Annotated in this window: 26 protein-coding genes and 1 riboswitch; of the genes, 14 read left to right on the top strand and 12 right to left on the bottom strand. The window is 41.7% G+C overall.

Annotated features, from left to right (window positions below; all coding sequences use genetic code 11):
* The 5 genes from BUB11_RS22890 to BUB11_RS22870 form a co-directional block, all read right to left on the bottom strand.
* Nucleotides 1–1056: a DUF6385 domain-containing protein gene (locus tag BUB11_RS22890; RefSeq protein ID WP_073032548.1), complete on the bottom strand. Its 1056-nt coding sequence runs from the start codon at nucleotides 1054–1056 to the stop codon at nucleotides 1–3.
* Nucleotides 1057–1270: 214 nt separating this feature from the next.
* Entirely contained in the window at nucleotides 1271–2485 is a 1215-nt protein-coding gene (locus BUB11_RS22885) for a CapA family protein (protein ID WP_073032546.1), read from the bottom strand.
* Between the two features lie 495 nt (nucleotides 2486–2980).
* Nucleotides 2981–3727, bottom strand: coding sequence for a UPF0280 family protein (locus tag BUB11_RS22880; protein WP_073032545.1), 747 nt, complete (start codon nucleotides 3725–3727; stop codon nucleotides 2981–2983).
* A complete protein-coding gene (locus BUB11_RS22875) occupies nucleotides 3728–4129 on the bottom strand; it encodes an NIL domain-containing protein (protein WP_073032544.1) in 402 nt (133 codons plus the stop codon). It lies immediately after the preceding gene.
* A gap of 5 nt (nucleotides 4130–4134) precedes the next feature.
* A complete protein-coding gene (locus BUB11_RS22870) occupies nucleotides 4135–5331 on the bottom strand; it encodes a homocysteine biosynthesis protein (RefSeq protein WP_073032543.1) in 1197 nt (398 codons plus the stop codon).
* 133 nt (nucleotides 5332–5464) lie between these two features.
* Nucleotides 5465–5597: riboswitch (SAM riboswitch) on the bottom strand.
* Nucleotides 5598–5906: 309 nt separating this feature from the next.
* Here BUB11_RS22870 and BUB11_RS22865 point away from each other — a divergent pair.
* From BUB11_RS22865 to BUB11_RS22860, 3 genes are all read left to right on the top strand, one after another.
* Nucleotides 5907–6467 carry a peroxiredoxin gene (locus BUB11_RS22865; RefSeq protein ID WP_084110481.1) on the top strand — a complete coding sequence of 187 codons (561 nt, stop codon included), beginning with the start codon at nucleotides 5907–5909 and terminating at the stop codon, nucleotides 6465–6467.
* A 70-nt stretch (nucleotides 6468–6537) separates the two neighbouring features.
* Nucleotides 6538–6669 carry a hypothetical protein gene (locus BUB11_RS28890; protein WP_282434044.1) on the top strand — a complete coding sequence of 44 codons (132 nt, stop codon included), beginning with the start codon at nucleotides 6538–6540 and terminating at the stop codon, nucleotides 6667–6669.
* Nucleotides 6670–6928: 259 nt separating this feature from the next.
* On the top strand, nucleotides 6929–7267 hold the full coding sequence (locus BUB11_RS22860; protein ID WP_073032541.1) for a P-II family nitrogen regulator: 339 nt from the start codon (nucleotides 6929–6931) through the stop codon (nucleotides 7265–7267).
* Here BUB11_RS22860 and BUB11_RS22855 read toward each other — a convergent pair.
* The 3 genes from BUB11_RS22855 to BUB11_RS22845 all read right to left on the bottom strand — a co-directional run bounded on the left by BUB11_RS22855 (nucleotide 7264) and on the right by BUB11_RS22845 (nucleotide 11237).
* On the bottom strand, nucleotides 7264–8526 hold the full coding sequence (locus BUB11_RS22855) for an ammonium transporter (protein WP_073032540.1): 1263 nt from the start codon (nucleotides 8524–8526) through the stop codon (nucleotides 7264–7266). The genes BUB11_RS22860 and BUB11_RS22855 overlap by 4 nt on opposite strands.
* A gap of 222 nt (nucleotides 8527–8748) precedes the next feature.
* Complete coding sequence (locus BUB11_RS22850) at nucleotides 8749–9648, bottom strand: DMT family transporter (protein WP_073032539.1); 900 nt, start codon at nucleotides 9646–9648, stop codon at nucleotides 8749–8751.
* A gap of 275 nt (nucleotides 9649–9923) precedes the next feature.
* On the bottom strand, nucleotides 9924–11237 hold the full coding sequence (locus BUB11_RS22845; RefSeq protein WP_073032538.1) for an N-acetylmuramoyl-L-alanine amidase: 1314 nt from the start codon (nucleotides 11235–11237) through the stop codon (nucleotides 9924–9926).
* Between the two features lie 153 nt (nucleotides 11238–11390).
* Here BUB11_RS22845 and BUB11_RS22840 point away from each other — a divergent pair, with 153 nt between their 5' ends.
* The 9 genes from BUB11_RS22840 (at nucleotide 11391) to BUB11_RS28885 (ending at nucleotide 20358) form a co-directional block, all read left to right on the top strand.
* The gene (locus BUB11_RS22840; protein ID WP_073032537.1) at nucleotides 11391–12545 is read left to right on the top strand and encodes an ABC transporter substrate-binding protein; all 1155 of its coding nucleotides are present in this window, start codon (nucleotides 11391–11393) and stop codon (nucleotides 12543–12545) included.
* Between the two features lie 18 nt (nucleotides 12546–12563).
* Entirely contained in the window at nucleotides 12564–13445 is an 882-nt protein-coding gene (locus BUB11_RS22835; RefSeq protein WP_073032535.1) for a branched-chain amino acid ABC transporter permease, read from the top strand.
* Nucleotides 13446–14387, top strand: coding sequence for a branched-chain amino acid ABC transporter permease (locus BUB11_RS22830; protein ID WP_073032533.1), 942 nt, complete (start codon nucleotides 13446–13448; stop codon nucleotides 14385–14387).
* Complete coding sequence (locus tag BUB11_RS22825; protein ID WP_073032531.1) at nucleotides 14384–15145, top strand: ABC transporter ATP-binding protein; 762 nt, start codon at nucleotides 14384–14386, stop codon at nucleotides 15143–15145. Before BUB11_RS22830 ends, BUB11_RS22825 begins: the two co-directional genes overlap by 4 nt.
* A 2-nt stretch (nucleotides 15146–15147) precedes the next feature.
* The gene (locus BUB11_RS22820) at nucleotides 15148–15864 is read left to right on the top strand and encodes an ABC transporter ATP-binding protein (protein ID WP_073032529.1); all 717 of its coding nucleotides are present in this window, start codon (nucleotides 15148–15150) and stop codon (nucleotides 15862–15864) included.
* A gap of 138 nt (nucleotides 15865–16002) precedes the next feature.
* Nucleotides 16003–18165 (top strand): LUD domain-containing protein, encoded by a 2163-nt coding sequence (locus BUB11_RS22815; protein WP_073032527.1) that lies wholly within the window; start codon nucleotides 16003–16005, stop codon nucleotides 18163–18165.
* Between the two features lie 5 nt (nucleotides 18166–18170).
* Entirely contained in the window at nucleotides 18171–19187 is a 1017-nt protein-coding gene (locus BUB11_RS22810) for an LUD domain-containing protein (RefSeq protein ID WP_073032526.1), read from the top strand.
* A 25-nt stretch (nucleotides 19188–19212) separates the two neighbouring features.
* The gene (locus BUB11_RS22805) at nucleotides 19213–19908 is read left to right on the top strand and encodes a FadR/GntR family transcriptional regulator (protein ID WP_073032525.1); all 696 of its coding nucleotides are present in this window, start codon (nucleotides 19213–19215) and stop codon (nucleotides 19906–19908) included.
* A gap of 321 nt (nucleotides 19909–20229) precedes the next feature.
* Nucleotides 20230–20358, top strand: coding sequence for a hypothetical protein (locus tag BUB11_RS28885; protein WP_282434043.1), 129 nt, complete (start codon nucleotides 20230–20232; stop codon nucleotides 20356–20358).
* A gap of 101 nt (nucleotides 20359–20459) precedes the next feature.
* Here BUB11_RS28885 and BUB11_RS22800 read toward each other — a convergent pair whose 3' ends face one another.
* Entirely contained in the window at nucleotides 20460–21185 is a 726-nt protein-coding gene (locus BUB11_RS22800) for an SGNH/GDSL hydrolase family protein (protein ID WP_073032524.1), read from the bottom strand.
* A gap of 617 nt (nucleotides 21186–21802) precedes the next feature.
* Here BUB11_RS22800 and BUB11_RS22795 point away from each other — a divergent pair.
* Nucleotides 21803–22315 (top strand): CBO0543 family protein, encoded by a 513-nt coding sequence (locus BUB11_RS22795; RefSeq protein WP_084110479.1) that lies wholly within the window; start codon nucleotides 21803–21805, stop codon nucleotides 22313–22315.
* Between the two features lie 448 nt (nucleotides 22316–22763).
* On the opposite strand, the gene BUB11_RS22790 is transcribed toward BUB11_RS22795, so the two are convergent.
* Nucleotides 22764–22940 (bottom strand): aspartyl-phosphate phosphatase Spo0E family protein, encoded by a 177-nt coding sequence (locus tag BUB11_RS22790; RefSeq protein WP_073032523.1) that lies wholly within the window; start codon nucleotides 22938–22940, stop codon nucleotides 22764–22766.
* Nucleotides 22941–23103: 163 nt separating this feature from the next.
* On the opposite strand from BUB11_RS22790, the gene BUB11_RS22785 reads away from it, so the two are divergent.
* On the top strand, nucleotides 23104–23298 hold the full coding sequence (locus BUB11_RS22785; protein ID WP_073032522.1) for a hypothetical protein: 195 nt from the start codon (nucleotides 23104–23106) through the stop codon (nucleotides 23296–23298).
* A 478-nt stretch (nucleotides 23299–23776) separates the two neighbouring features.
* Here the strand turns inward: BUB11_RS22785 and BUB11_RS22780 are convergent, their stop codons facing one another.
* Together BUB11_RS22780 and BUB11_RS22775 are read right to left on the bottom strand one after the other, a co-directional pair.
* Entirely contained in the window at nucleotides 23777–25138 is a 1362-nt protein-coding gene (locus tag BUB11_RS22780) for a permease prefix domain 1-containing protein (RefSeq protein WP_073032521.1), read from the bottom strand.
* A complete protein-coding gene (locus tag BUB11_RS22775) occupies nucleotides 25131–25487 on the bottom strand; it encodes a PadR family transcriptional regulator (RefSeq protein WP_073032520.1) in 357 nt (118 codons plus the stop codon). The genes BUB11_RS22780 and BUB11_RS22775 overlap by 8 nt, the downstream gene beginning before the upstream one ends.
* Nucleotides 25488–26038: the final 551 nt, after the last annotated feature.

Here is a 26038-nt window from a genome sequence, read left to right as displayed (position 1 = left end):
TTAGTTTTGAGCTTGAACCCAAATCCTCAAGGAAGTTAAATTCTCTGCCTTGTATGTTAGTCTTGTATATCGCAAAAACTTCTTTGGAGAAATGATCACAAGTTTTCCGGGGCCGACCTCGTGTGGGTTATCCTCTGCAGTCCAATGGATTCCGTCAGGGCTAAGCTCTGTATCTACATATGCGAGGTTGCATCCGAAATTGCAAACAGCAAAGGAGCAACGAAGAAGTGCTGAAATATCGCGAGTAATGGTTGAGGATATTGTTTCACTAGCGGTAACCTCTTCGAGGCTTTCATGAAATCCATGTCCGTTAATCTCCACCTGAACTCGTCCGGATACTGATGTCGCTATTGGAACTTGGCTATTTCCGAAAATCTGCACTTTGTCTCGAATCGGCGTCAGGTTTCGTACATCAGCATTCACATGTGCTTGGACATTGACTGGAATCTTCAGGGGAATTGGGGTTGCAAGTTGAATCGGTTTAATTATTTCTCCTATCGTCTGTATAGAATTTATATAAAGAATCTCTTGTTTAGGCTTCTTCACGCGCCTTTTCATACGGTTCGGAGAGAGAGAATATGCAATTATTTTGTATATACAGAGAGACCCTGCCCCTAAAATCCCTGTCTCCAGACGTAAGAAATCCACGTCATAATCAGCACTAATGACTTGCTGAAACTGTTCCTGCTCCAACCCGGCTCCAAAGCGATACTCCCAAGGCTTAGCTACATCCCCTTGTGAAGAGATGGGATAAATACGTAAATAAGCTTGTGCATTAGGCCTATCTGCTTTTAGGATAATTTTAATGATCCATTCCTTAACGTTATCAATCCCTAGAGAAGCCTCCGGACTTTGGATGATTCCAGCGCGAATGGCAGTATTATTACTAATCTTCAAAGCTGACATATCCCAAGGCTCATGCTTGAAATTCCAGCTAGATTCCTTATTTCCACCGATTTGAAACCAAGCTTCCGGAAAATCGTCTTTAGTTTCGCTTTTTTTTAGAAAATTACCATTAGGTACTCTATTGAATGTCCCTTTTATATTTCGTTTCATCCTTAACCCTCCTATGATTGGACGATTAATAAAGTACTGTCAACTTAATCCTATAGGGTAAAGTTTAAAAATATCACTAAACTGGAAAACCCAGAAAACAATAAACCTTAACCTCCTACGCTCAATAAGGCAAAAAGTTGCTTTTGAACATAAGTTAAAGGGATTAGCTTAGAATCGCTAATCCCTTTAACTTATGTTATGTTGGGGCTTATGATTAAGTATTACTGGAATTCAATACCTCTGTTCGATTAAACGGCGTACCCAGTTGCTTTTGCGTCTGCGCCAGAACTTGTTTCAAAACCGCCAAATCTGAACTTTTAAGATAAGGCTCCTTACCCTCCTGCACCTTGCGAATTGCATCTTCGACCGCTACAACGCGAAAACGACGACGGCGCCCTTTATCCAGATAGCTATGTGAATAGGTTGGAGTATACGATACATTTTTCAGAACGGTTTGTCCTCTCGACATGTCCTTTTGAAAGTTTAAGTTTAAAATAACTCCGCTGTTCCTTTCGACTCCACGTTGATCTCCAATGAAATTGCCCATTGAGTAAATAACAAACTTATCTTGATTATTAATTTTCATAACTTCCATAGGCTGAATTACATGTGGATGACTGCCAAGGATGACATCCACTCCGGCCTCTAGAAATATCCGTGCCAATTCTCGCTGTTCCTCAGTGGGCTGGAGGCTATACTCAACTCCCCAGTGCAATACGAGAACGAGAACATCCACTTTCGGTCTTAATTGATTAATTTCCTTTAAAACAGTCTCTTTATTGAGGAAATTAAAAAAATAGGGATGTTCTTTTGGTACAGGGATACCATTGGTCCCATAACTATACGCTAAATAACCGACGCGAATTCCGTCTAGATCCTTAATTAAAAAGCTTTCCTTCTCTTCTTGACATTGATATGTCCCAACGATGTCTAAACCTGCATCTCTTAATACGCCCATGGTCCGGATTGCTCCCAAGTAACCCCTGTCTAATATATGGTTATTCGAAGTAATAACCACGTCATATCCTGCTTCTTTAAGAGTCGCAGCCATTTCATCAGGACTATTGAACTTAGGATATCCAGTGTACCCAGAACCTCCACCAGCCATTGCCGCTTCAAAGTTAGTTGAAGCATAATCTCCATACTCAATCAAGGATCTAACAGGTTTAAAAAAAGAATCGAATTGGAATGATCCATCAGCCTGTTGCCCTGATGCAATTTGAGTATTATGCATCAGAATGTCCCCAGTCGCTACTAGGGTAACCGTTTTTTTGACAGGGGGTTTGGCTTTTGTTGCGTCGGATAACTCTCCGACTTCATCAGCGCCTTGCTTTGAATTTTGAATTGGAGTTGATGATATAACCGATTGGACCCCACATCCCATTGATGCTAAACATAAAAATCCTATAATAAGAAGAATAAGTCTCATGCGTTTCAGAAAATATCACTCCTTTACAATAATTTCTATATGCAACAGACTGTCTCCTTCCTTATTTCTAGAATTTATATAAAAAAGTCTTTAAAGCTTCCCTTAACCAACAAATTAACTGCTTTTATTAAAAACTCCTAAAAACTGGGCATTGATTCCTCCTTCAATTCGTGCTAAATTTGTATTGTACCAATTATATAAAAGAAATTTAAGACATTAGCGCAAAAACTTAAACCTCCCGACGGGGAGGTTTCTTTCTATGTGTCTTTAAATTTTAATTTAGAAATTTTGTTTAGACACCAAGCCATTGGGGCCGGTCATGACTCAGAAAGGAATGATCGAGATTAGCGATCTATGGCTGGCTATATAAGATGCTGACTTAGTGTCCCAGTAGCCAAGGATTGCGTGACGAGACCTTCCAGAAAATCATCACTGATTAGCACAGTCAGTTTATACTTCTAACTAAAATAAATGGTATTGGTATTATTTTGAAATTCAGGCCTTGATTGGCAACAGCTTTACACTTCCCCAGACCGCTAAACGGTCATCTTTGATGACCAAGATACCCGTAACTCCTTCAATCTGAGAAGCAAATGCAATGGCCCTTTCTAAATCATCCGTCGTCTGAACAAGGTTCCCAGTTGCAGTAGCAACAGCATCCGCTAAAGGCACCGAGGGAGAAAGCACGACTACGGCGTCAGCTTTGCCATAGCTCAAGGAATGACCGACTTTACCAGATGAAGTGCATATTCCTAGCGGAGTTTGGTTCGGTCTGATTTCAATTGCAACAAGATTAGACAGCGGTGAATCCCCTGCAAAAATCCCGACTTTGCGAATCCGGCTTGTACGCATGAAGATATCCCCACCGTTTTCTACGATCACATCCCGGGAGCGCTTCGCAATAGATTTCCCAACCCACTCTGCCACCGCTCCTGCAACCGCGGCCATCGGCCCAACTCCAGCAAGTCTCCCGGCCTCCGCCATCCTCTTAACAATTATAGGAGCATCTGGCAAAACTGTATATGGAGTTAAAGAGCTTGCAAAACCAGGATCCTTTTGAATATAGTCTTCTAGCGGTCTGCGACAGTCTCGAATGATTTCCGCTGCCCACTCAACCAGTTCGGAAGTAAATCGTTCTTTCCGTATACCAATATCCAAATCAGTTTCTCTTACGGCAAGCTGGAAATGAACTAAATCCTCTTGACGATGATCTTGGCGATAACTGCGTTCCGTAAAATCCAATTACAGACGGACCTCCATAGCCCACATTGGGCAGACTTTCACACATAGTTGGCAAAAAACACATTGATCCCCATCAAAGCGTACTTCCATAGATGGGCGTTCCATATATAAGGCACCTGTTGGGCAAACCCCTGTACATGCTCCGCACATGACACATTTTTCGTCATTTCGCACGATTTCCTGAGTGAGATTCTGTACCGAAACTCCTAAATTGCGCAAATAGTTAAGCCCGTCTTCACTTTGATCTCCGGTAACCTCTAAGATCATCGTACCTTCTTTTTGAGGGTTGACGTCTGCTTTCACAATATTAACCACTAAATCATAATCCTTAACCAAACGATAAACGATGGGTTTTACCGAGATATCTGTTCCAAAACGCAACACTATTCTCTTTGGCGACATAATAATCAATCCTCCTTTATACTGTGAGCGGTAAAGCCGTCAGCGGGTGAGGGAAGAGTTTTGACTGGTTCAGTCAACTGAAATTCCCCTTTCAGAATCCACCCTTTTAAGGTTGCAGCGATTTCACGAGCCCGAGGCATACTTGACAAAGGAGCAGTAGATATTTCCTTGCCATTGACAGTGATCTTCCCACTCTTAAGGTCTGCATAACTGACATATCCCAGATTACCCGGTGTAAACGAAGGATACGCTTCTCCATAGTCGACAACGGGTGCAAATAGCTCTTCATCCTTCTTAGCGGCATACCGAGCAATTTCTTTATTTAGAATCGGTATGGGTATGCCAATTCCAACACTGAGCGTTGCACCATATCCTAGATAACTTGTACCCACAAGCCATCGCGGGCTCATCTGTTTTAGATCCCCAGTGACAGCCAGTGTCCCTCCTGCACTGCCAAGTTCTTTTCCCTCAACATCAATCATTGATGGAAAATGTTGAGTGCCATTCCACGCAACATATCCGATCCCGCCGCCGAGAAAGATCTTAGTTCCCACTCCAATTGTCTTAAAATGTGGATCTTTCAAAAGTGGACTCAGTTGTCCGGCGGTAGAATAATTGGCGTTTCCCATATGAGGTTTGATCATTCCCATATATGTGTAAATGGTACGATCAGTTAAATTTACCGCACAGTTATAGTTCTGATAGGCATTTCGAGGATTAAATAGAATAGCCTCATTTATATCATCAAGGGTTATGGTTGTTTCGAGATTTCTACGCGGGTAACAGTCTGTACCATATGCCAGCGCTTTTAGTTTGACTGGCTTACGAGCAACGAGGTCCGCAATTACATGACCCCCGCCATATCTAAATTCACCTGGATAGTTGCTGTTTAGCGGGTCATCTTCGTGCATCTCAGTTGCTCCGATATAAGCGTCAACAGCAGCAATCCCCGTATAAGCGGCAACACCGTTCAGCCAAACTTTTTGCATTTTCATCCGTGGTTTCGTGTGCCCGAAACTTAAAAAGGCACCTGAAGAACACATTGGAGCAAAAGTTCCGGTTGTTACCACATCAACTTCTTGAGCTGCTTTGGTAAGGCCTTTTTCTTCCACCAGGGTGATAAGCTCTTCTGCAGTCACAACAATTGCTTTGCCTGCTTTGATTTTAGTATTGATTTCTGCGTAAGTCTTTTCAACACTCATAATTATCTCCACCTCCAGATTTGTTGAGCCAGTAGATTAACTGTTAATAATCTCATTAATATATTTGGAATTTTTCCACTAGAAAAGACCTCTTCTGTGATAGAAGAGGCCAAAATTTCATTATTCGACACTCCTCTTATCTGCCAGGAAAATCTTCTCCTGCAAGAATTAGCACCATGCTTTCTCCACGCTAAGACATAAATCGCGCGTATCAAGCTGGTTGCCGGGTTTCATAGGGCTAGTCCCTCCACCACTCCGGATAAGAGCCTATTAATTCAATTCATTATGCTGAGTCTAACATTTAAGCTAATGTCCTGTCAATATGATTTCTAGATGTTTCTCCAGATCTTAAATCAAATTAACTGTAAATTATTACATATACTAAACATAATATAATCGACATATTCCTACATATAATAGTGTTAAGTTTATTCTCATTTTCTTCATGTAGTTAGTCCTCTTCTTTGATCTCCTTAAAATTTAGGGAGATCTCTTTTCTATTGTGTTAGATTCATGTCAAGGCGCCCTGGGAAAGCATATTTTAAAAGAGAGTATTTTTCAGGGAGGTTAAAGCGATGATTAGTCCAACCCAACATGCGCCAGATTTTGAAGCAGAAGCATACGCCGGTGGCAACAAAGTGACGATCCGACTCAGTGATTTTCAAAACCAATGGGTTCTCTTATTCTTCTATTCGAGTGATTTCACCTTTGTCTGACCGACTGAATTGGCAGCCGTGGCTGCTCAGCAAAAAACATTTCAAAAACTTGGTGTTCAAGTTTTAGCCATTAGCACTGACAGCGTTTATTCTCATAAAATCTTCGCAGAAACATCCCCCTCTGCACGCACCATAAATTATCCGTTATTATCCGACCGTTCTCATTTCATAACTAATCAATACGGAGTCCTTAGAACAGACTTAGGAATTTCCTACCGAGCAACTTTTATTATTTCTCCTGATCGCCAAGTAAAGTACACCAGCCTCTATCCACCCGAAGTTGGTCGTAACGTCGCTGAAATTATTCGCGTTATTCAGGGACTGATGTATGAAGAAACTACCGGGCTGGGTGTACCCGCTTACTGGCAACCTGGAATGACTGGAATCTTAAAAGATTTTAAATTCATTGGAAAAATCTAATTCAAAGCTCAACATAAATACCTGTTCATAGGGTATCCTAAACGTATTCGAACGTTAAGGGAGGCATTCTATGGAGCAGGATCAATCCCCCAAAAACAAACGAAGGTTTCCAAAACGTGAAGATCTGCCCTACAGTCATCAACCAGATCAAGATGGCAGAACTGATTATGGCAAAGATCAAGAGACAAACCAAAAAGGATAAAGGCATCTCAAAAACTTGATATTTCCTTAAATATCTAATGTGAAAGGAGGAAACACATGTCTAATCGAGCAACCGATAAAGCGCAGACAGGTAAACCTGATCGAGGTAAAAACTCTCCTTTCAAGAAAAAAACTCCTCAAAGCCGGGCATAAGCCCGGCTTTTCGTTTAAAAGAGATATAATCTAAAAAAGCATTCTGATATAATGGAGTAGCCTAGACCCTTTTCTGTCCAAGAATAAACAATTAAGGTGGTGGTAATATGAAAAAAATTGAAGCAATCATTAGACCAGAAAAACTTAATGACGTAAAGATCGCTCTATCGGACCTGGGTGTTAATGGGATGACTGTCTCTAACGTTTCGGGGTTTGGAAATCAAAAGGGCTACACCCAAATTTACCGCGGTCAAGAAATCGTCACAAAGCTCTTAGTAAAGATAAAACTGGAAGTAGTGGTTTCATCTAAGAAAATCGATGAAGTCATCGAAGCCATTGTTAAAACATCGAAAACCGGTGAATTTGGAGATGGTAAAATCTTTGTTTATGACGTAGTGGATTCAGTCCGCATTCGAACAGGCGAACACGGTGAGGCGGCTCTTTAGATATACACATTTTCGCTAAGTTCAAAGTCTGGATAGGCCTTTTCTCTATGTTGAGTTAAATCCAATCCATTAACTTGTTCGTCATCGCTTGCTCTAAGGGGGGTAATCAAGGCTATTCCCTTTAGAATGAGAAACGTCATCATTCCAGCAAATATATATGTAGCTAACACCGCAAGTAATTGTATTAAAACCGGTTCAAATCCGCCTCCATTAATCCAACCGTTTTTTCCTTGTGGATTAAGGCTTAAATCAGCAAAAATTCCAGTAGCAATTGTTCCCCAAGTTCCTCCAATTCCATGAATTCCGAAGACATCCAAGGCATCGTCATATCCTAGCTTAGCTTTAAGAATGCTGACTGCTAAATAACAGACTCCTCCCGCGATAAATCCAATAAGCAGCGCACTAACCGTCGAGACATATCCCGCTGCTGGTGTGATGGCTACCAGAGCAGAAATAATCCCACTGACCGCACCGAAGACGGTTATTTGGCGACGATGAAGCCATTCAACCAGCGCCCATCCGATCATGCCGGTTGCTCCGGCTATTTGAGTTGTAGCAAGCGCAAGTACCGCGACGCCATTTGCTCCCATTGCACCTCCGGCATTAAATCCAAACCAACCAAACCATAATAGCCCGCCTCCAAAAAGAACGTTGGGCATATGATGGGGAATATTCCACTCATACCCTACCTTTAAACGCTTACCTACAACAAATGCTGCTACTAATCCGGATACACCAGAAGCTACCTCAACGACCGTACCTCCCGCAAAATCCAATACTCCCAGATTGCGCATCCATCCGCCGATTCCCCACACCCAATGGGCCAGAGGTATATATACGAACGTGCTCCAAAGAATGATAAACAGTAAAAATGCTGTGAAACGCAATCTTTCTGCAGTTGCTCCACTTATCACAGCTGGTGTGATAATCGCAAACATTAGTTGGAATAGGAAGAATAATAAATGCGGAATAGTCGGAGCATAATCAGGGTTGGGAGAAAGCCCCACTCCTCTAAGTCCTATCCAATCAAGGCCACCTATTATATGACCGTGATCCGGTCCGAAGGCTAATGAGTATCCAAATAATACCCAAATAACGGTGACTACCCCCATGGCAGCATAACTTTGCATCATAATGGAAAGCACATTGCGTTTTCTAACCATTCCCCCATAGAATAATGCCAGACCAGGCGTCATTAGAAAAACTAGCAGAGTACATATAACCAGGAAAGCAATATCCCCAGTATTTAATGCTGTCATTATTAATCCTCCTCGTCTCTTTAAACTTACTGAATAATACCCTAGTGAACAATGATTGGCTCAGAATAAAAAAGAGGCTCTAAAAGAGCGTTTTAATAAACGCCGTTTTAGAGCCTCTTTGCTCTCTAGATCCTGCCATTTGCTGTTAACTTTATTATAGTTGCCAAAAATAAAAGTGTCTATAGATTTTTTAGATTTATAAATATTCACAAAGTATAATGCTTACTTGATAAATAAAAGGGAGACTCCTCCCAGAGTTATTATTGCTCCAAAAATCTCTCTTGGCAATACCTTTTCTTTAAAGATAAAGATTGCCATTGGGATAATAAGTATAGGCGTAATTGAAGTAATTGTCGATACAATTCCTGTTGGTGCATGCTGTACAGCCAACAGTCCCAATGACACTCCGATAAACGGACCAAAAAGCGACCCTATCGAGATATATTTCATCGCCTGCATATCTTTCAGTGCTGAATACACATTTTTCCAATTTTTGGTTATCGTAATTACGATAGCAAATCCTATAATAGCTGAGATAATGCGAATTTGAGTTGCTGCAAAAGCATTGTAAGAGCCCATGCCAAATTTACTAAAAACAAGTCCGAAAGCTTGTCCTAAAGCACCAATAAAGGCGTATACTAACCCTTTTATCGGATAAGAAAACTTAACCATCCTGTTCTCTGGATTTCTAGTCAAGATGACCAAGGCGATCCCACAAATCGTCAGCATCATACCAGTTAAACCCAATAATGAAATTCTTTCCCCCATCATTATAAAACCAGTTAAGGCTGTGATAGGTGGTACAGCTGACATAATTAACATCGACAGACGCGAACCAATTAATACAAACGCCTGAAATAAAAACAAATCTCCGATCACAAAGCCAATTGTTCCCGAAATGAATAACCAGAACCAGGTTGAACCTGAGGCATCCAGTGGAAGCATCATTCCTCGAGTAAATAAATTAAAGACGGAAATTAGGAGTAAGGCTATGACAAGTCGAATTAGATTTACTGATATTGAACCCACTCTTTTTCCCGCTGATTCAAATGCAACCGCTGTAATAGTCCAACACAGAGCAGTTACAAGTGCAGCAATTTCTCCTAAATGTGATTGGAGCATTTCTCTTCCTCTATTCCATTTCAGCTCAATTGTTAGCCTCTTTAACTCAGCAATTATAACATAGTTAGTTATATATTAAACCCCCCACTCAGTAGCAAATTTAATTTTTCCACATCGTTTTACACACCTTTTCATAGAACTTTTATCCAAAAAATCATTCAATTCAATTACTATAAGAAAATATTAAAGGCTTTCGGCATTTGTCATTGCCTAAGCCTTGCTTTACTTCATAGAATTAAATTCTCTGTTAAATAATTCCGATTACTTATATCAAGCTATTTCCCATAAAAATAATTCGAAATAATTTGGGATATCTTCCTCAATATAGATGTTTCCTCACTGTCTGATATCGTCTCCTTAGCCATTTCACCGTAGATTCTGACTACGTCCTGGCCATACCCATTCCCTGGAACTGCCCAACGGCCGTTAAGCTCTTCCCAGTTTGGACAACTTCCTCTCTCAACCAAATCAAAGCGAGGATCTACCTTCTGTACTCCTGCTGGCAAAGGTTGCGTTGTGGCGTATGCAAAAAGGTGTTCTAAGTGGGCCAACACGCCTTCTTCCTGTGACGAAAACGACGCACCTTGAACCCCATTTCCAACAGCTCCGATTCCACCGAAGTTGTTTTGATCAGCCTTCACAACCCCAGTATATCTTAGGTAGCCAGTTTCTCTTATCATTTGTGCTACTGCGTAACCCCATCTTATGCCAAGAATTTCTCCATTCTTCTTGTAGAAGGGGATAATATCTGGTGCATTAGAATTATTCTTCAACAAAAACTGTCTACACTGCTCAATTGTAATGGTTTCTTCACCCATAATGGGAGTTCTCGAAACATTTGAGTTAGCCGAATACTCAAAGACGTTTATATTATCGGTTGTTCGCTGTACCACCCCACCTAAAGCCTGCCCGCTGTCAACTGCTTTTTTCACCTCAGTAATTGCACTCTCTTGAGAACTTAAAGCCATAGTCTGCTTGCCATCTAAAATGACACGATACATAACACTAGGGGTTGGTTGAGTTGAAATTGCTTCCTTGTATATAATCCCAAAGTAATCACAGATCCCTTTAGCGTGAGCTATTGCAAGCGCCTGACGAAAATTGGGTTCCTTTAATTTTGCCGCATCGGTTGCTGTATCGATAAACCCATTTTCCGTTAAAATTGCAGGCATACTCGTTTCCCTAAGCACCATGACATTCTGAGTTTTTACTCCACGATTTGCCCAGCCACCAACCTGAACAAGATATGGCAACACCTTGTTGGCTGCTATTTCCGCTCGTCCACCGGTACTTATAACGAGTACCTCAACCCCTGTGCCCCCACCAGCATTTATATGGACCCCAACAAATAGGTCTGCTTTTCCTAATTCCGCGCTATTAACTCGCGCTCCCAAATCTCCTTTTTGGTCATTCTCATAATGCCCTGGAGCATAATCTCCGTCACGAGTCAGAATAACACTTATACCGTTGAACTCAAGCAATGGCTTTAATTTAAGGCATACGTCCAGTGTTAAGTCCTTCTCTTTCAGTCCGTTTCCGATACCCCCTGGATCATAACCGCCATGCCCTGGATCAATACATACTTTCATGTCAAAACCTCCCCTTTCACTCTATTCAACGAGATTGGGAAGTGTTACAAACTTCGTGGTTTTTTTTGCTACAAGCAGGTATTCCATAAGATATGACGAATAGTTAATTCTATTATAAAACACAATCAAATTAAGGACGGTGTATTTGTAACAATGAAAAAAGGGCTTACAAAATGGTTTACTGGAATGATGATTGGAACACTGCTTTTGACAACAGCGGGATGTGGAGGGGGTTCCGCTCCGGCTGCGAATTCTGTGTCAGAAGGTGCAGGGACTGCTAAGATCGGTGTCGTTGCCTATCTGTCTGGGGGGGGAGCCGCCTATGGTCAGTCACAGAAGGAAGGTCTGGACCTCGCTAAGGATGAAATTAATGCCCTAGGAAAGGTCAAAATCGAGCTCGTCTACGAAGATTCCCGTGGGAACAATACTGAAGCAATTAATGCGGTCAATAAATTAATTAACAAAGATAATGTCGTAGCACTTATTGGGCCGACCCTGAGTGGAGAAATGTTTGCGAGTGGGCCGATTGCTAATCAGTCAGAAGTTCCAATCATGGGAACCTCAACCACGGCTGAAGGGATAACTGATATCGGGGAGTTTGTCTTCCGGAATGCTTTACCAGAGTCTTCAGCAGTTCCCCAGGCCGTCAAGATGGCTGTTGAAAAGTATAACCTAAAAAAAGTAGCTATCATGTACTCCAGCAATAACGACTGGGCTGTGTCCGGTTATAAGACGATGGCGCAAGCCCTCAAGGATAACGGAGTGGAAGTGTTAGCTACCGAGACCTTTGCCGATAAGGATACGGATTTCTCCGCTCAGCTGACAAAGATTTCCTCATTAAAGCCAGATGCCGTCATGGTATCAAGCCTCTATCAGGAAGCAGCCCTCGTTTTAAAGAAAGCCCGAGAAATTGGGATTACTGTCCCCTTTGTAGGTACGAATGGATTTAACTCTCCAGAGTTAATCAAGATCGCCGGACAAGCAGCAGATGGGGCGATTGTTGCGAGCCCTTGGTACCCAGGGAAGGAAAGTGAAAAAATCACAAAGTTTGTAACAGATTATAAAGCAAAATACAATAAAGTGCCCGACCAGTTTGCTGCCCAATCTTATGATGCGCTATACATCTATGCCAGCGCTTTGGAGAAAGCCGGGTCAAGCACGGATCGCGCAAAGCTGCGTGACAGCCTTGCAACCATTAAAGATTTCCAAGGTGTAACAGGAAAGTTTGCTTTTGATGAAAAACGAAATCCCTTGATGGACGCTACTGTTTTGATCGTTAAGGACGGTCAGTTTACGGAACTAAAATAAACTTTGGGAGTGAACGTCTTGTTCTGGCAACAATTGGTCAATGGCTTAACATTGGGAAGCACATATTCATTAGTCGCTTTAGGATATACCCTGATTATGGGGGTCCTAAATATTATCAATATGGCTCACGGAGAGGTATTTATGTTCGGAGCTTTCGTCGGATTATTTCTGGTGAATTATCTGAAGGTAAATATCTTTGTAGCCATGGCTGGTGCCATGGTGGCCAGTGCGTTGCTAGGTATTCTTCTGGAAATGCTGGCCCTGCGTCCCTTGAGACGCCGGGCCGTTTCCGATCTGGCTCCTTTAATTAGCACAATTGGGGTATCGATCTTTCTGGAAAATCTAGCTTTAAAGATCTTTGGGCCGCAATCACAGGCCTTTCCTGCGGGAGCATTATCAGGAGTTCAGTTGCAACTGGGGCCGATTCGAATTACCCTTGTCCAAATTGTAATTCTTGGGATATCCTTCGGCTTGATGTTTGTTCTTCGTTTTTGGCTGTCTAAAACTCGTGTTGGCAAAGCCATCCGGACAACTGCTGAGAGTATCGAGACTGCCAACCTGCTCGGTATAAACACTAACAAAATTATCTTATTGACCGTTGCACTCGCTTCAGCATTAGGTGGAATTGCAGGAGTTCTTGTTGGACTCTCTATTAATGCTGTGGAACCTACTATGGGATTAAGCATGGGCTTGAAAGGGCTCGCTGTGCTGATCCTTGGTGGAATGGGAAATATCACCGGAGCGATGCTGGGAGGTCTGATTCTAGGAATCGCCGAAGTATTCACTGTAGCTTACGGTGCATCTTCCTATAGAGATGCCGTAGCCTTTGGTATAATTATTTTGATTTTATTCATTCGTCCTCAAGGACTTTTTGGGAAACGACAAGGGGGACGATTTTAAATGGATATCATACTAAACCAATATTATCTTCAAATTGTTATATTTGTGTTGGTGAATGCCATCCTCGGGGTGAGCATTTATATGACGCTCTCAACCGGACAGTTATCTTTAGGAAATGCCGGCTTTATGAGCATTGGGGCTTATACTTGTGCGATTCTGACTGTAAAAGCAGGCTTTCCCGTCTATCTGGCCATCCCTATCGGTGGTGCTGCAGCAAGTTTCATTTCACTTATCATTGGATATCCGGCTTTACGGCTCACTGGGATTTACCTGGCTATCGCCACGCTCGGATTTGGAGAAGTTGTTCGAGTCATCATTTTGAACTTAAAAATCACTAATGGTGCCTTAGGGATATCCGGAATTCCAACCCTTGGAACAAAGATCAGCAAAATGTTGTCTTCCTTTGGTTTATCGCGGTTTGGAGGATTAACTGCTCAGCAGACCAGTAACTTGCTGGTTTTAGTTGTTCTGATTTTCATTCTCGCTTTTCTGGTATTTTTCTGTACAAGACTTAACCGTTCACGGGTCGGTCGAGCTTTTGCATCTATTAAAGCCGATGAGTCGGCAGCCGAAGCTATGGGAATCAATACGACCTATTATAAACTGCTTGCCTTTGCTTTAGGAGCTTTCATCGCTGGGATGGCCGGCGGTCTGTCTGCCCATTTAACCTTTTTCATCGGGCCAAAGGATTTTGCCTACCACCGTACCGTTGAAATCCTTTCTTTTGCTGTCTTAGGTGGAAGCGACCTAATTATTGGTCCAATTGTCGGTGCATTACTGCTAACCATGTTGCCTGAACTGTTGCGTTCGGCATCTGAATACCGCCTGATGATTTACGGCGCACTAATGGTCATTATGATGGCCTTTCGTCCTCAGGGACTCATTAGTGAGGAGACGGTTCGTTTCTGGAAACGCAAGCTTGGAAGGAGGATTAAGCAATGACATTAGTCCTTGATCAAGTGAGTAAAAGCTTTGGAGGTTTGGCGGCCTTAAGTGACATTAGTTTTAAGGTCAATGACGGAGAAATTATAGGAATTATTGGACCTAATGGTGCTGGAAAGACGACGCTCTTTAATCTAATTACTGGGATTTTCCCTCCTAGTGAGGGGAAAATAAGCTACCACGGTAAAAACTTGTTAGGATTACGGCCGTATAAGGTTACAGCGTTGGGCTTAGCTCGGACATTCCAGAATATCCGTCTGTTTGGCCATATGAGTCCGCTGGACAATGTCATGGTCGGGGCACACTGCAGAACTAAAGCAGGCGTATGGAGAGGATTATGGCGTACTCCCGCTCAGCGCAAGGAAGAGAAATCAACCAGAGAACGAGCCCAGGCTCTGCTGCAGTTGGTAGGGATTGAAAATGACACAGATTCTCCCGCGGGGTCGCTCCCTTATGGGCAACAACGCCGCTTAGAAATTGCCAGGGCACTCGCAACAGAACCCCAGTTAATTCTTCTCGATGAACCCGCTGCAGGGATGAATGAGAGTGAAACCGAAGACCTGCGTCTTCTAATAAAGAAAATACAAATGATGGGGAAAACCGTCGTTTTAATTGAACATGATATGAACCTAGTAATGAACGTCTGCGACCGACTCGTGGTGATTAATTTCGGACAAAAGATTGCCGAAGGTACTCCGGCCGAAATTCAGAAAAACCCATTGGTCATTGAGGCGTATTTAGGCCGGGAGGAGGCGTAGAGATGCTGAACATTAGCGGTTTGTCAACGAGTTATGGCAGTATTAAAGCAATCAAAGGGATAGACCTGGACGTTCCCCAAGGCTCGATTGTGTCCCTCATCGGGGCGAATGGAGCTGGAAAAACGACTACAATGAACTCTCTTGTTGGGCTTCTCAAACCTCAAGCTGGGCAAATTAAGTTCCTAGGCCAGGAAATTCGAGGTTTGGCCCCCCACAAAATCGTAAACTTGGGAATGTCTCTGGTGCCGGAGGGACGTAAGATTCTAGCAGGGATGACGGTTCTGGAAAACTTGGAAATGGGAGCCTATCAGCGAAAAGATAAAGAAGTTCAGGCTGATTTAGCGAAGGTTTTTAGGCGTTTTCCAATCTTAGAGGAACGTAAACAACAATTAGGAGGAACGCTTTCTGGCGGACAGCAACAAATGCTGGCGATCGGCCGTGCTCTCATGGCCAGACCTAAGCTTCTATTGCTCGATGAACCCTCCATGGGCTTGGCACCTCTAGTAGTTTCAGATATTTTCAAAGTTATTCAAGAGATCAATCAGGAAGGTACAACCATACTTCTCGTTGAACAAAATGTCCGTCAAGCCTTAAAGATTGCTCACTATGCCTATGTTCTGGAAACAGGAAAGATCGTCCTGCATGGAAAAGCTGAAGAGGTTGCCAAAAATCCTCGTGTTATGGAAGCCTACTTGGGCGGAGCGAAGGCAGATACCTAGGAAATCAAGTTATTTCGTTTTATTCATTGTTTTAATCCCCCCCTTATATCCATAGGCGTGGGGATTATTCTTTACAAAGGATTTTTTATTTATGCCCGCCGGTCCAACCAGTAAACCGAAGAGAGGAGAAAGTTTACCATGGGAAATAAAACCTATAAAATCGTAAAAAGCAAAGTCGCCGAAGGGCTCCATGATATGGAATCTCGGAAGGGTAGATTTAGAGCTTTTGATGCGATTCGCCCAGCCATGTTGAAGATGGTCCCCAATTATCCCGAGCTTTCTAACCGTTTGCGCAAAATCAAAGAATACAGTATGGAGCATTTGGATGAAGTGATCGCAAAAGCACAACGATCATTGGAAGAAAAGGGCTGTAAAGTATATCTAGCTGAAACTGCCGAAGATGCTCAGAAGTATATTGCAAGCCTCATTCCGGATCAAGGCTTGGTCGTCAAGTCCAAGTCAAATGCCGGTAAAGAGATCAATATTTCACATTACCTCGAAGATCGTGGCGTGAAGGTCGTAGAAACTGATCTTGGAGATCGAATTAATCAGCTGGCAAAGTGTGAAGCGAGTCATTCACTGGCACCAGCTATACATATTCCTATTGAAAAGATAACCAAACTCTTTTCTGACGAGGAGGGAACCCAATTAGAATGCACTCCCGAAGCGCTGGTCGTTTCTGCCCGTAAAGGACTCCGTGATTTTTTGGTTAAAGCTGATGTGGGGATCTCCGGAGCGAATGCGATTGCAGCAGATACGGGGAGTGTTTTCGTAACTGAGAATGAAGGCAATATTCGGGCGGTTTCAATGATGCCTAAAGTTCACATTGTGATCGCAGGTGTGGAAAAAATCGTCTCTTCCCTTGAAGATGCTATGCAAGTTGTGCGAGCCGCAGCGGTTTACGGCGTAGGACAGGACATAGGAACCTATGTTTCCGTGATCTCAGGAGTGAGCGAAGCTCTTGATCCTGATCTTGAGGAATATACGCACGGTCAAGGCCCTAAAGAAGTGCACATCGTTTTATTGAAAAATGGACGTAAGCAAGCGATTGATGCAGGATTTGAAGAGTCCCTTTATTGTATCAATTGTGGAAGTTGCTTGAACTTTTGTCCAGTCTATGCGGAAGTTGGCGGCAAATACGGATATAAGTATCTTGGGGGACGCGGCTTAGTCTTTGCTGCCTTCCATGGTGACTTGGAAAAGTCTGAAGAAAATGGCTTATCTCTCTGTATCGGTTGTCAAAAGTGTCAAACTGCCTGTCCCGTACAGATGGCGACCCCAGCAATGTTATGGAAACTTCGGCAAGATGCTGTTGCAAAAGAAGGGGTAGGTTGGAAGAAGGATTTAGTCTTCTCGATGTTAACCAAACCCCGAACACTGCCGGTAGTAAGTAAACTAGCAACAACCTTCGGGAAGCTGGCTTTAAAAGAGTCTGATACGGGGATGACTTCCCGTTTGACGTTCAATTCATTCGGGTTACCGCAAGAGCGCGTGATTCCTCGATTCTCAGACAAGTCCTTTATGGAAATCGCTAAACCTAAAACGATTGCTAAACCAATTAAAAAGGTTGGTTTTTATCCCGGTTGCGTCGTAAATTACACGGAGATAGACCTTGGAGAAGCACTCCTTCATGTTTTAGGTGAAAATAACGTTGAGGTTAAACTCCCCAAAGAGGATGTTTGTTGTGGAATTCCTAGTATAGTGAGTGGAGATTTAGATCATGCCAAAACCATGGCTCTAAAAAACATCGAGACTTATAGTTCTTTTGATATGGATGCTTTGGTTTTTGTTTGCCCGAGTTGTGCTGTCGCTTTTAAAGAAGAGTACCCTAAACTGTTTGCGGAGGATTCCCCTGAGCTTCAGGAAAAGGTAAAAAGACTTGCTCTGAAAGTGAAAGATATCAATGAATTTCTTATCCAAGATATTGACTTAAAGCTTCCTGAACAGGGCGTTATGGAAAAAGTAACCTACCATGATCCTTGTCATCTCGCTCGAAGTATGGGTGTGAAAAAGGAACCCCGGAAAATCATCCAGATGATCCCTGGGGTGGATTATGTGGAAATGCAGGATGCCGATACGTGTTGTGGGTTCGGTGGTTCGTTTAGCTTAAGTTTCTATGAACTCTCGCAACGGATTAACGAAGGAAAGTTAAAGACCGTCACTGACACCCAGGCTACCACCCTGGCGACGAGTTGTCCCGGATGTATGGTTCATTTCCGTGATGGGATTGCTCAGAGCAAAATGAAGCAAAAAGTTTCTCACGTGGTTCAGATTCTTAGCCGCGCCTATGGGAGGAGATAAGCAGAATGAGCAGTACGAAAGTTCGAACTATCTTAAAGCAAATCAGTTCTCGCCGCGACACACTTCTTAAAGAGTATCCGAATTTGGCTAGCCAAGTACAGGAGATCAAAAGCACGACTGCGGCTAATCTTAAAGAGTATGTGAAAAAAGCAACTTCTTCCCTCAAAGGTAAAGGATGTCATGTGATCTTTGCTAAAAACTCCACCGAAGCTCAAGAGCAAATCCTGAAAATCCTGGCGGGTCATCAGAGCGTAGCCATGAGTAAAAACTCTGTTTTCACCGAAATTGCTCTGAGAGAGTATTTAAAATCAAATAATGTTGAGATTCTCGATACCGACCTGGGGGAAAGAGTTGCCGGAACTAAGGTCGAAGCACACCCTTGGATTGCCAGTATCAATACACCAATCTCCAATAAAGAGTGGGTAGCCCAAATTAAGAATGAGATCAAACAGCAGGCGGCCCATATGCAATATGGTATTACAGGTGCAGAGGCTATCATTGAACAAAATGGAACCCTGGCCCTGTTAGAAAGTGAGGGAAACGTACGATTTACCTCGAATCTTCCATATAACCATATCGTGGTGGCAGGAATCGATAAAATCGTCCCCTCTCTCGAAGATGCTTTGAGCGTTTGTCGGGCGATCAGTGTATATGGATTAGGTAGAGATATTCTTAAGTATATTTCCTTTATCAGTGGCCCCAGCAGAACAGCCGATATTGAGTTTAGAATGGTCCAAGGTATGCATGGTCCCAAAGAGGTGTATGTCATTTTACTGGATAATGGACGTTTGGCAACATCTGAAAATCAGCAGTGGGATTTACTTAAATGCCTTCACTGTGGAGGATGTCTCGTCGATTGTCCAAAATATCTTGAAGAGGGATTAGAGAGGGGCTACTATTACTCCGGCAAAAGAGCAAACGTCTTAGCAGCTTTTTTGGAGGGCTTCAAACAAGCTGAAGATCCGGATTGTGGAGACTGTTCATTGTGTAATGAAAACTGTCCTGCAGGTATTCAAGTTTAGCTCCGTGCGCTTATGGGAGGTTCCAATGCAGTTTAAAAAGATTACGAAACCTCTGCGAACGTCTCAAGAGGTTTTAAAACAAATCAATAACTTGATTATCGAAGAAAAGCTCCGTCCCGGCGACCGACTGATGGGTGAAAGGGAAATGGCTGGCGAGTTGGGAGTTAGCCGGACCACTTTGCGTGAAGCGCTAAGAACTATGGAGTTCTTAGGATGGGTTGAAATTAAGCCTGGAGGCGGCACTTTCATACGGAATGCACAGTTAAATGACGTTATTAGCCCTTTAGCTTTAGCTTTATCGGTAGAGCCGACACGAATAGATGAACTGTGGGAAACGCGTATTACCCTTGAAGTCGAATGTGCCGGTTTAGCAGCATCGCGCGCCTCGGAAGAAGATTTGCAAATAATTTCCCATGCCCTTCGTGATATGAAGTCATCATTAGAAGATCTGGACGCTTATGCTAAAGCTGATATGCGGTTTCACTTTCTGATTACGCAAGCTTCCCAGAATTCGATGATGAATCGACTGTTGCAGACGTTTGTAGTCCATATTTTAGAACTCATTAAGAAAGCCGGACCGCTCCGTTTTAGTCATGACATCGGGGGACTATGCACGATTCAAGAACATATCTCGATCTATGATGCTATTGTCAGTCACAACGCGGAACAATCAAAGATTCTTATGAGAAAGCATCTTGAGAGCTCAAGGAGCGAGGGCTAGTCCCCACGAACATTCTCAGGACAAGCTGAATAGAATATAGAAATACACCCCTTCACTCTTATGACTAAACCGTAAGGGGGTGAATTGACTTGATTCTAGGAGTGTTATTCCTAATTATTATATTGATTATAATAATTAGCAGGCTCAGAGAACCAGCTTAGTTTTACAGTTCGGGCTTAGGTATTAAACCTAAGCCTCTTTTTTTATCCTATGCATTGCTCTTTTAAAAACCATTCATGCCTACAAATTTTTGCCAGTATTCTTTAGACTGAAATAACAAAAAATAGATTTGTTTACAAAGTTAAAAGGAGGTTCATATAAATGATGGGAATGATGAAACGCAAAAGCAGTTTATTCAGTCCTCGCTCTTTAGTTATCCATGCTATTGGTATTAGTGCAGCGGTTTGGTTAGGCAAAGTCTGGGGAGATAATGATCGTATGTTTGATTGAGACAGAGCCGTCCGAAAGGGCGGCCATTTTTATTTACACCTGAAGAACAAAAAGGAGAGCGATTAGGCTCCCCTTTACTGCTTCTCTACGTTTTACAATTTTCAGGTTGTCTTTATCACCTTAACTAATCGATCATACATGTAGTTTGACATTAGCTTATACCCCTTGTCATTTGGATGAAGTCCATCTTTCATCAATGCGTCCAAGTCAACTAGATCTTTAGGAAATGCACTCCAGACATCTAATAAGTTTGACCCAGTCTTAGCCGACACATTAATAATTGCTGTTCTGATACCCATAAATGAAGATTCATCTAATGAAACCATTGGAGGTTCCACAATGCAAAATATATCTGCCTTAGGAGCTTTGCTTTTAATAATACGGATTAACTGAGTATATTTTCTACTAAACTGGGATGGGGTATAAAAATTTCTATCATTTCTCCCTATACATATAAATACAACGTCTGTACTACTTTCTATTTCTGTTGCTCTCGTTAAGCAATAATCAATAAGAACTCCTGATAAAGCTTTGTTATCCCACACAATGTTGTTTGAATACGTCTTGTACAAAGATCTTCTTAGATCTTTATACCAACCATTTTTTATGGGATCTGTAGCACCTTGACTAACAGCAATTGAATCCCCAAGAATTACGGCTTTAACTCTATCGTTTTTTAACTTTCTAATCCCTTTCAAGGTCTGAACTTTAGCGACCGTCGCAGTACTCACTGCTCTCTCTGCTGCCTGTACTGTTTCTGAAATACCGAAACTTAAAGTAGTGAACACCAGTGTTGCGGATAATACATACATAATTATCTTCTTCATTGTCTTTACTCACTTTCTTGTGTGCATAATACTACAATTTTCTAAATTACTTCGTCATAAACCAAGCATTACAGAACCACAAATATTCGCTACTAATTTGAAATTGCCGAAGGACTAACTAATGAATACTCTCAAATCCTTTAACTTTCCAGTCCCAATCATCTCATAACTTTCTCGAGAAGTAAGGGGAAACTTGTCGAATTATAGCAAAAAACTCCCATCGTAACCGACGAGAGTCATAAGTACGCATTGTTCAGTCGATCCTACGTATCAGATTTGAGATGAACCGACCGGAAATGGAGCGCTTTCCGTTTTCCAAAGACATCACAAATTTTTAGGTACTATTTTTTTTATTTCCAAAATAATTATGTAACCTTTTCCCACCTTTTTACACTCAATATATTAAATCATTACCCATGCTTATTATAACAACAGCCTCCGCCTCCTTGAGAATTTATTAACAATCCCTTTTTAAATACCACCATGTTCAAGGCATTAATAAATGCCAGTAAAATTCCCGGGATGATATGTTGTATTGTTTTAAGGCTGGGTTTTCATCAAGCGCCGTTTATAAATTAGATTTGTACGATAGATAAAACGAATTAGGAGTGATAATTTTGCTGAGAATAGTGAAGGGAATATTGTATATATTAGCGGCCTATAAATGGGGGGATTGGAAAAATTGGAAAATATACTATCCAACTATCCTCTTTTGGATATTAGGCGATTATATTTATGGATACCTGACTTATAACTATCCCCTGTGGGAACTGATTTCTCCTGGAGGAAAGGTTACCTTTAATACGATGTTTGTTGATTTTATCACCTTTCCTGCAACAGTCCTACTTTTTTTGGGACGTTTCCCCGAAAAAGGAAGTATAGCTAAAAAAGGCATTTTTATATTAGCCTGGGTAGCACTATTTAGTACTATTGAATTTATCGCACTCAAAATAGGACACTTCAGATATTATCATGGATGGAATTTATATTGGTCTATCGGCTTTAATATCTATTCATTTCTGCTTTTAAGAATTCATTTTAAAAATCCTCTATTAGCATGGTTTTTTGCGGCTTTATTGGGCATCTCCATAATATTCTATTTCAAGATACCGATCAGCAGCATGAAATGAATTTATTCATTCGCGCATTCAGTTTAAGGCATAAAAATAACGCCCCCTTTTCCAAGGCGTTTGTCACTTTTGCAAATGCCTAAGCCAAAAAACAAGCGTGACTCCAATCGCCCTTGTTCCTCAATCTTCATCGTTCATGTGAGCTCCGTGATTAAACAATAATAGTAACCCAACTACAACTAAGTAGGGGATTAACCATTTCATAAAGATTCCTCTTTCACCATTTTATGACTTATTCCGTTAATATAGTGTTAAATAAGTATATTTCCTTTGATCATTTTCTACAAGGTCCGTTAGTCCTATCTTTGTAAAATGAGTCTAACAAACCCCCGCGATCGCTTGAAGTGATCTTATCATGTAAACTTGTAGGAAACTGTTTGCATAACTAATCTGGTAAGAATTATCATCACGATGGCTTTAAATTTTATTTAGTAATAAAAATTTCTAATCATTTATCCTCTTCTTCGACTCTCATCAGTATTCCTTGGTATCTATCTAAGGCGGTATGCAACTCATGACATGCAGCCATGACTTCTGGATTTGTACAGCATTTATCCTCTTTTACCTTGATCGTGCTTGAACGTAATTCTTCGATTTGATTTACTATTTTATCTAGTTCAGGCAAAGTAATCCCTCCCAATTAGTTAGGTTATTAGTATGCCCGCCTTTGAAAATAAAAGTGGTAAATACAATTCAAATTTCTTAGTGCAAATTCGAAGGAAATAAACATCATTCCTGTAATTCAGGGGATACTGTTTAAATAATAAGTTAAATAAGGAGGGGTCTTTTTGAGCCATAAAGATGAGGCTACAAGAGAAGCTTTAGCCAGTGAATTAGGAGAACTTAAGGACAAATACTCCCATTTGCAACAGGCTTATACTAAGTTAAGGCACCAAACTTCTGCATCACAACACGGACAACCTGAGGATAAACTTTATCGGGGAACAAATCTTGAGGCCGTCAGTGAACTAGGCCATTCTTGATAAAACAGAAGCCCTGTCTATCAACCGTTCATCATGACCTGCTGATAGACAGGGCTTCGCTCTGCTGATTACCTAGCGACTTCCACTGCCAATTTTAAGAGATTGTTTAGGGGCTATCTTCTAAAATCGTAGGCCATTAACACTTAATGGACATGTCGCATAGTATACATCAGAGCCTTCTCATCTTATGGAATCCCCAAGTGAGGAGGTGAACAAATAATGTTTATCTTTGGATTCCTAGGGTTTTTAGCGTTTTTAATTGTATTATTACTATTGATTTCTCCATGGTTTGGGCTCATAACAACAAGAATGATAGCAACTACAACAGCATAAAGGTTGGCCTAGGGTAATACCTGGGCCTTTTACCTTGGCACTTGTTCCCGATCATACCTACCAAGAACAACCAATGGACATCAAGGGGGTGGCGTCTGGTACTGCCGAAATCATGGTGAGGACCGAGGATGGAGGTTTGAACGAATTAATTAAACCTAAAAACAATGGGAAATATAAATGCAACAATTGCTGTCCAAATGAAATAAACATAGAGATAATCTGTCTGCCATTTTATTATCTTAGTGAAATCAAATTTCTTCTTGAAGTACCCAATATATAACCAGGCAAGTCCGGCCAGGTTGCCCAGCAAAGCCAAATTCTCCCCTAGCGCGGCCAGCTTATTGGGGGTAATGCCAAAGGCTGACAAACGGAAAAGTATGGCCGATAAAGCAACCCCGTCGATAACCAGTGCCGCCATGATCAAGGCTAGATTCAAGTAATCAAACAGATTGGCTGGCTGGCGAATATCTCTCGCCGAAATGACGTACAATACCAACCCCAGTACTAAAGCCAGCATAAAATCGAATCCAATTAGGAAATTTCTTTCCATAAATGGACTATTACCAGTAATAATCATAACTATTAAGAAAGCAACCATAATTATCAGGAAGAGCGGACTGAATATTTTGGCCAAAATGGGTGCAAAATTCTCCACCACGCTTTTTTTGGCCTCTACTAAATATACAGTAATCATTGCTGCCGCACACCCTCCATAAATCAGTAAATACTCTGCAAGAAATTTTTGGACGTCAATTTGGATTGCTTCGAAAATTACTAGCGTGAACAGGAATAACACCATTACACCTGCCATAACTAATACACCATAGATAAAGGCTTCACCTGTGAAGCGTATAAAATTCATTCTCCCTTTGCTGCCTTGCCACTCCCTGCCTATATAAGTTGCTCCGACGACCAACCACAAAAACAAAGGAAGATGAACAATGGTAAGAACTTCTGTATGGTGAGGATCAAATGACGGATACACATTGATAATCACCGCTGCTAGGATAAAAATCCCCAGTATCGTCGCCCATGTTTTTAACTCTGATTTCCTCTTGATTAAGAAAAATGCCGCAATAAAAGGTAAAATAAAGAAACTCAAGTTTTTAATGAAGAATATTTTAATTTCACCGTCTTGATCGAGTAATCCGAAACCAAAAAGTTCGGGAATTTTGAACAGTGTCCCGGCTAGCAATGCAAAAATCACCACCAGGGTAATATCGCGCCGATTCAGCTGCTTGGCCAGTGAATCTATCGGATCTACCAATAAATGTTTCCATAGGCTTTCAGTATTTACTTTGGCAAACTCATGTGAGATCGCATCGACATTTCCTAAACGTTTGACACTAATTAAGAATGCTTCATCTGGCGTGAGTCCTGCTACAATTAAGTCCTCGATTTCGTCCCTCAAATGATTTTCCAATTCATGAATATCGGCATCGCTCAAATTACCATGGGCTCTTAAATGATCACTCCACGAATGAACCTCTGTTTCCAAATCAAACATCTTGATCCTCCTTACAATTACTTTCTTCATTCCATGTCCTGGCAAGAGCATTATTAACTATTTCCCACTGCTTTTTTTGCAGTTCCAACTCGGTTAACCCACTCTCTTTAATCCTGTAATATTTACGCTGCCGGCCTGCCTCCGATTTACTCAAGTAAGATTCAATTAACAGATGTTCTTCCAGACGATGTAATACCGGATACAACATACCTTCCGTCCAAATTAGTTGATTCTCAGACATCTCTTTCACGCGCTTGATAATCGCATAACCATAACTGTCATTTTCCTTGAGAATGGCCAAAATGAGTGGGGTAGCAGAGGCGGCTACCAAGTCTTTAGATACATTCATTCAATCCCCCCGCTATACCTAATACTTCTATGCATAGTATACCTAGATGTTCTATGTGTGTCAATTGTAAGACCAAAAAATTAAATGCGTTGTTGAGAGAATTTCTATCATCTCAACCAACGAAGAAAAGCGGCCTCGAGAATTCATAGACACTAGAGACCAAAGACAAAGAAAAAAGGCGTTGCAACAACGAAAAAAACTGGGTTGCAACGCTATTGCAACGATAAGCAAAAAATTAGCCTATTCCGTAAAAATCGAGTAGGAGGGGGTGACTAACCCCCGTCCTCTCACACCACCGTGCATACCGTTCGGTACACGGCGGTTCAGTTGATAATGAGATGTGCTTGTGCCTTGTATTGCCTATCTATCTCCACTAAGCGTTCTTACTGTTTGTTTTCGATTTCCAATCTATCTTCAAGTAAGTAACCTCTTTCGAGCAACTGCTATTCTCGTGTTTCAAGTAAACAACCTCTGTCTCATTTCAACCGTCGAGCCCTTTTCTCCGTCTACTTTTATAGATTTCTTCGATACTACGGCTCGAACTGACTTCT

This window comes from Desulfosporosinus lacus DSM 15449 (assembly GCF_900129935.1).
GTDB classification, from domain to species: Bacteria; Bacillota; Desulfitobacteriia; order Desulfitobacteriales; family Desulfitobacteriaceae; genus Desulfosporosinus; species Desulfosporosinus lacus.
This window is presented reverse-complemented; position numbering and strand designations above follow the sequence as displayed.

Bases quoted from the DNA above. Each gene is read 5' to 3' on its own strand.
- BUB11_RS22890 (WP_073032548.1), bottom strand. From the start codon at position 1,056: ATGAAACGAAATATAAAAGGGACATTCAATAGAGTACCTAATGGTAAT.
- BUB11_RS22885 (WP_073032546.1), bottom strand. From the start codon at position 2,485: ATGAGACTTATTCTTCTTATTATAGGATTTTTATGTTTAGCATCAATG.
- BUB11_RS22875 (WP_073032544.1), bottom strand. From the start codon at position 4,129: ATGTCGCCAAAGAGAATAGTGTTGCGTTTTGGAACAGATATCTCGGTA.
- BUB11_RS22870 (WP_073032543.1), bottom strand. From the start codon at position 5,331: ATGAGTGTTGAAAAGACTTACGCAGAAATCAATACTAAAATCAAAGCA.
- BUB11_RS28890 (WP_282434044.1), top strand. From the start codon at position 6,538: ATGGAGCAGGATCAATCCCCCAAAAACAAACGAAGGTTTCCAAAACGT.
- BUB11_RS22860 (WP_073032541.1), top strand. From the start codon at position 6,929: ATGAAAAAAATTGAAGCAATCATTAGACCAGAAAAACTTAATGACGTA.
- BUB11_RS22855 (WP_073032540.1), bottom strand. From the start codon at position 8,526: ATGACAGCATTAAATACTGGGGATATTGCTTTCCTGGTTATATGTACT.
- BUB11_RS22850 (WP_073032539.1), bottom strand. From the start codon at position 9,648: ATGCTCCAATCACATTTAGGAGAAATTGCTGCACTTGTAACTGCTCTG.
- BUB11_RS22845 (WP_073032538.1), bottom strand. From the start codon at position 11,237: ATGAAAGTATGTATTGATCCAGGGCATGGCGGTTATGATCCAGGGGGT.
- BUB11_RS22840 (WP_073032537.1), top strand. From the start codon at position 11,391: ATGAAAAAAGGGCTTACAAAATGGTTTACTGGAATGATGATTGGAACA.
- BUB11_RS22830 (WP_073032533.1), top strand. From the start codon at position 13,446: ATGGATATCATACTAAACCAATATTATCTTCAAATTGTTATATTTGTG.
- BUB11_RS22825 (WP_073032531.1), top strand. From the start codon at position 14,384: ATGACATTAGTCCTTGATCAAGTGAGTAAAAGCTTTGGAGGTTTGGCG.
- BUB11_RS22820 (WP_073032529.1), top strand. From the start codon at position 15,148: ATGCTGAACATTAGCGGTTTGTCAACGAGTTATGGCAGTATTAAAGCA.
- BUB11_RS22815 (WP_073032527.1), top strand. From the start codon at position 16,003: ATGGGAAATAAAACCTATAAAATCGTAAAAAGCAAAGTCGCCGAAGGG.
- BUB11_RS22810 (WP_073032526.1), top strand. From the start codon at position 18,171: ATGAGCAGTACGAAAGTTCGAACTATCTTAAAGCAAATCAGTTCTCGC.
- BUB11_RS22805 (WP_073032525.1), top strand. From the start codon at position 19,213: ATGCAGTTTAAAAAGATTACGAAACCTCTGCGAACGTCTCAAGAGGTT.
- BUB11_RS28885 (WP_282434043.1), top strand. From the start codon at position 20,230: ATGATGGGAATGATGAAACGCAAAAGCAGTTTATTCAGTCCTCGCTCT.
- BUB11_RS22800 (WP_073032524.1), bottom strand. From the start codon at position 21,185: ATGAAGAAGATAATTATGTATGTATTATCCGCAACACTGGTGTTCACT.
- BUB11_RS22780 (WP_073032521.1), bottom strand. From the start codon at position 25,138: ATGTTTGATTTGGAAACAGAGGTTCATTCGTGGAGTGATCATTTAAGA.
- BUB11_RS22775 (WP_073032520.1), bottom strand. From the start codon at position 25,487: ATGAATGTATCTAAAGACTTGGTAGCCGCCTCTGCTACCCCACTCATT.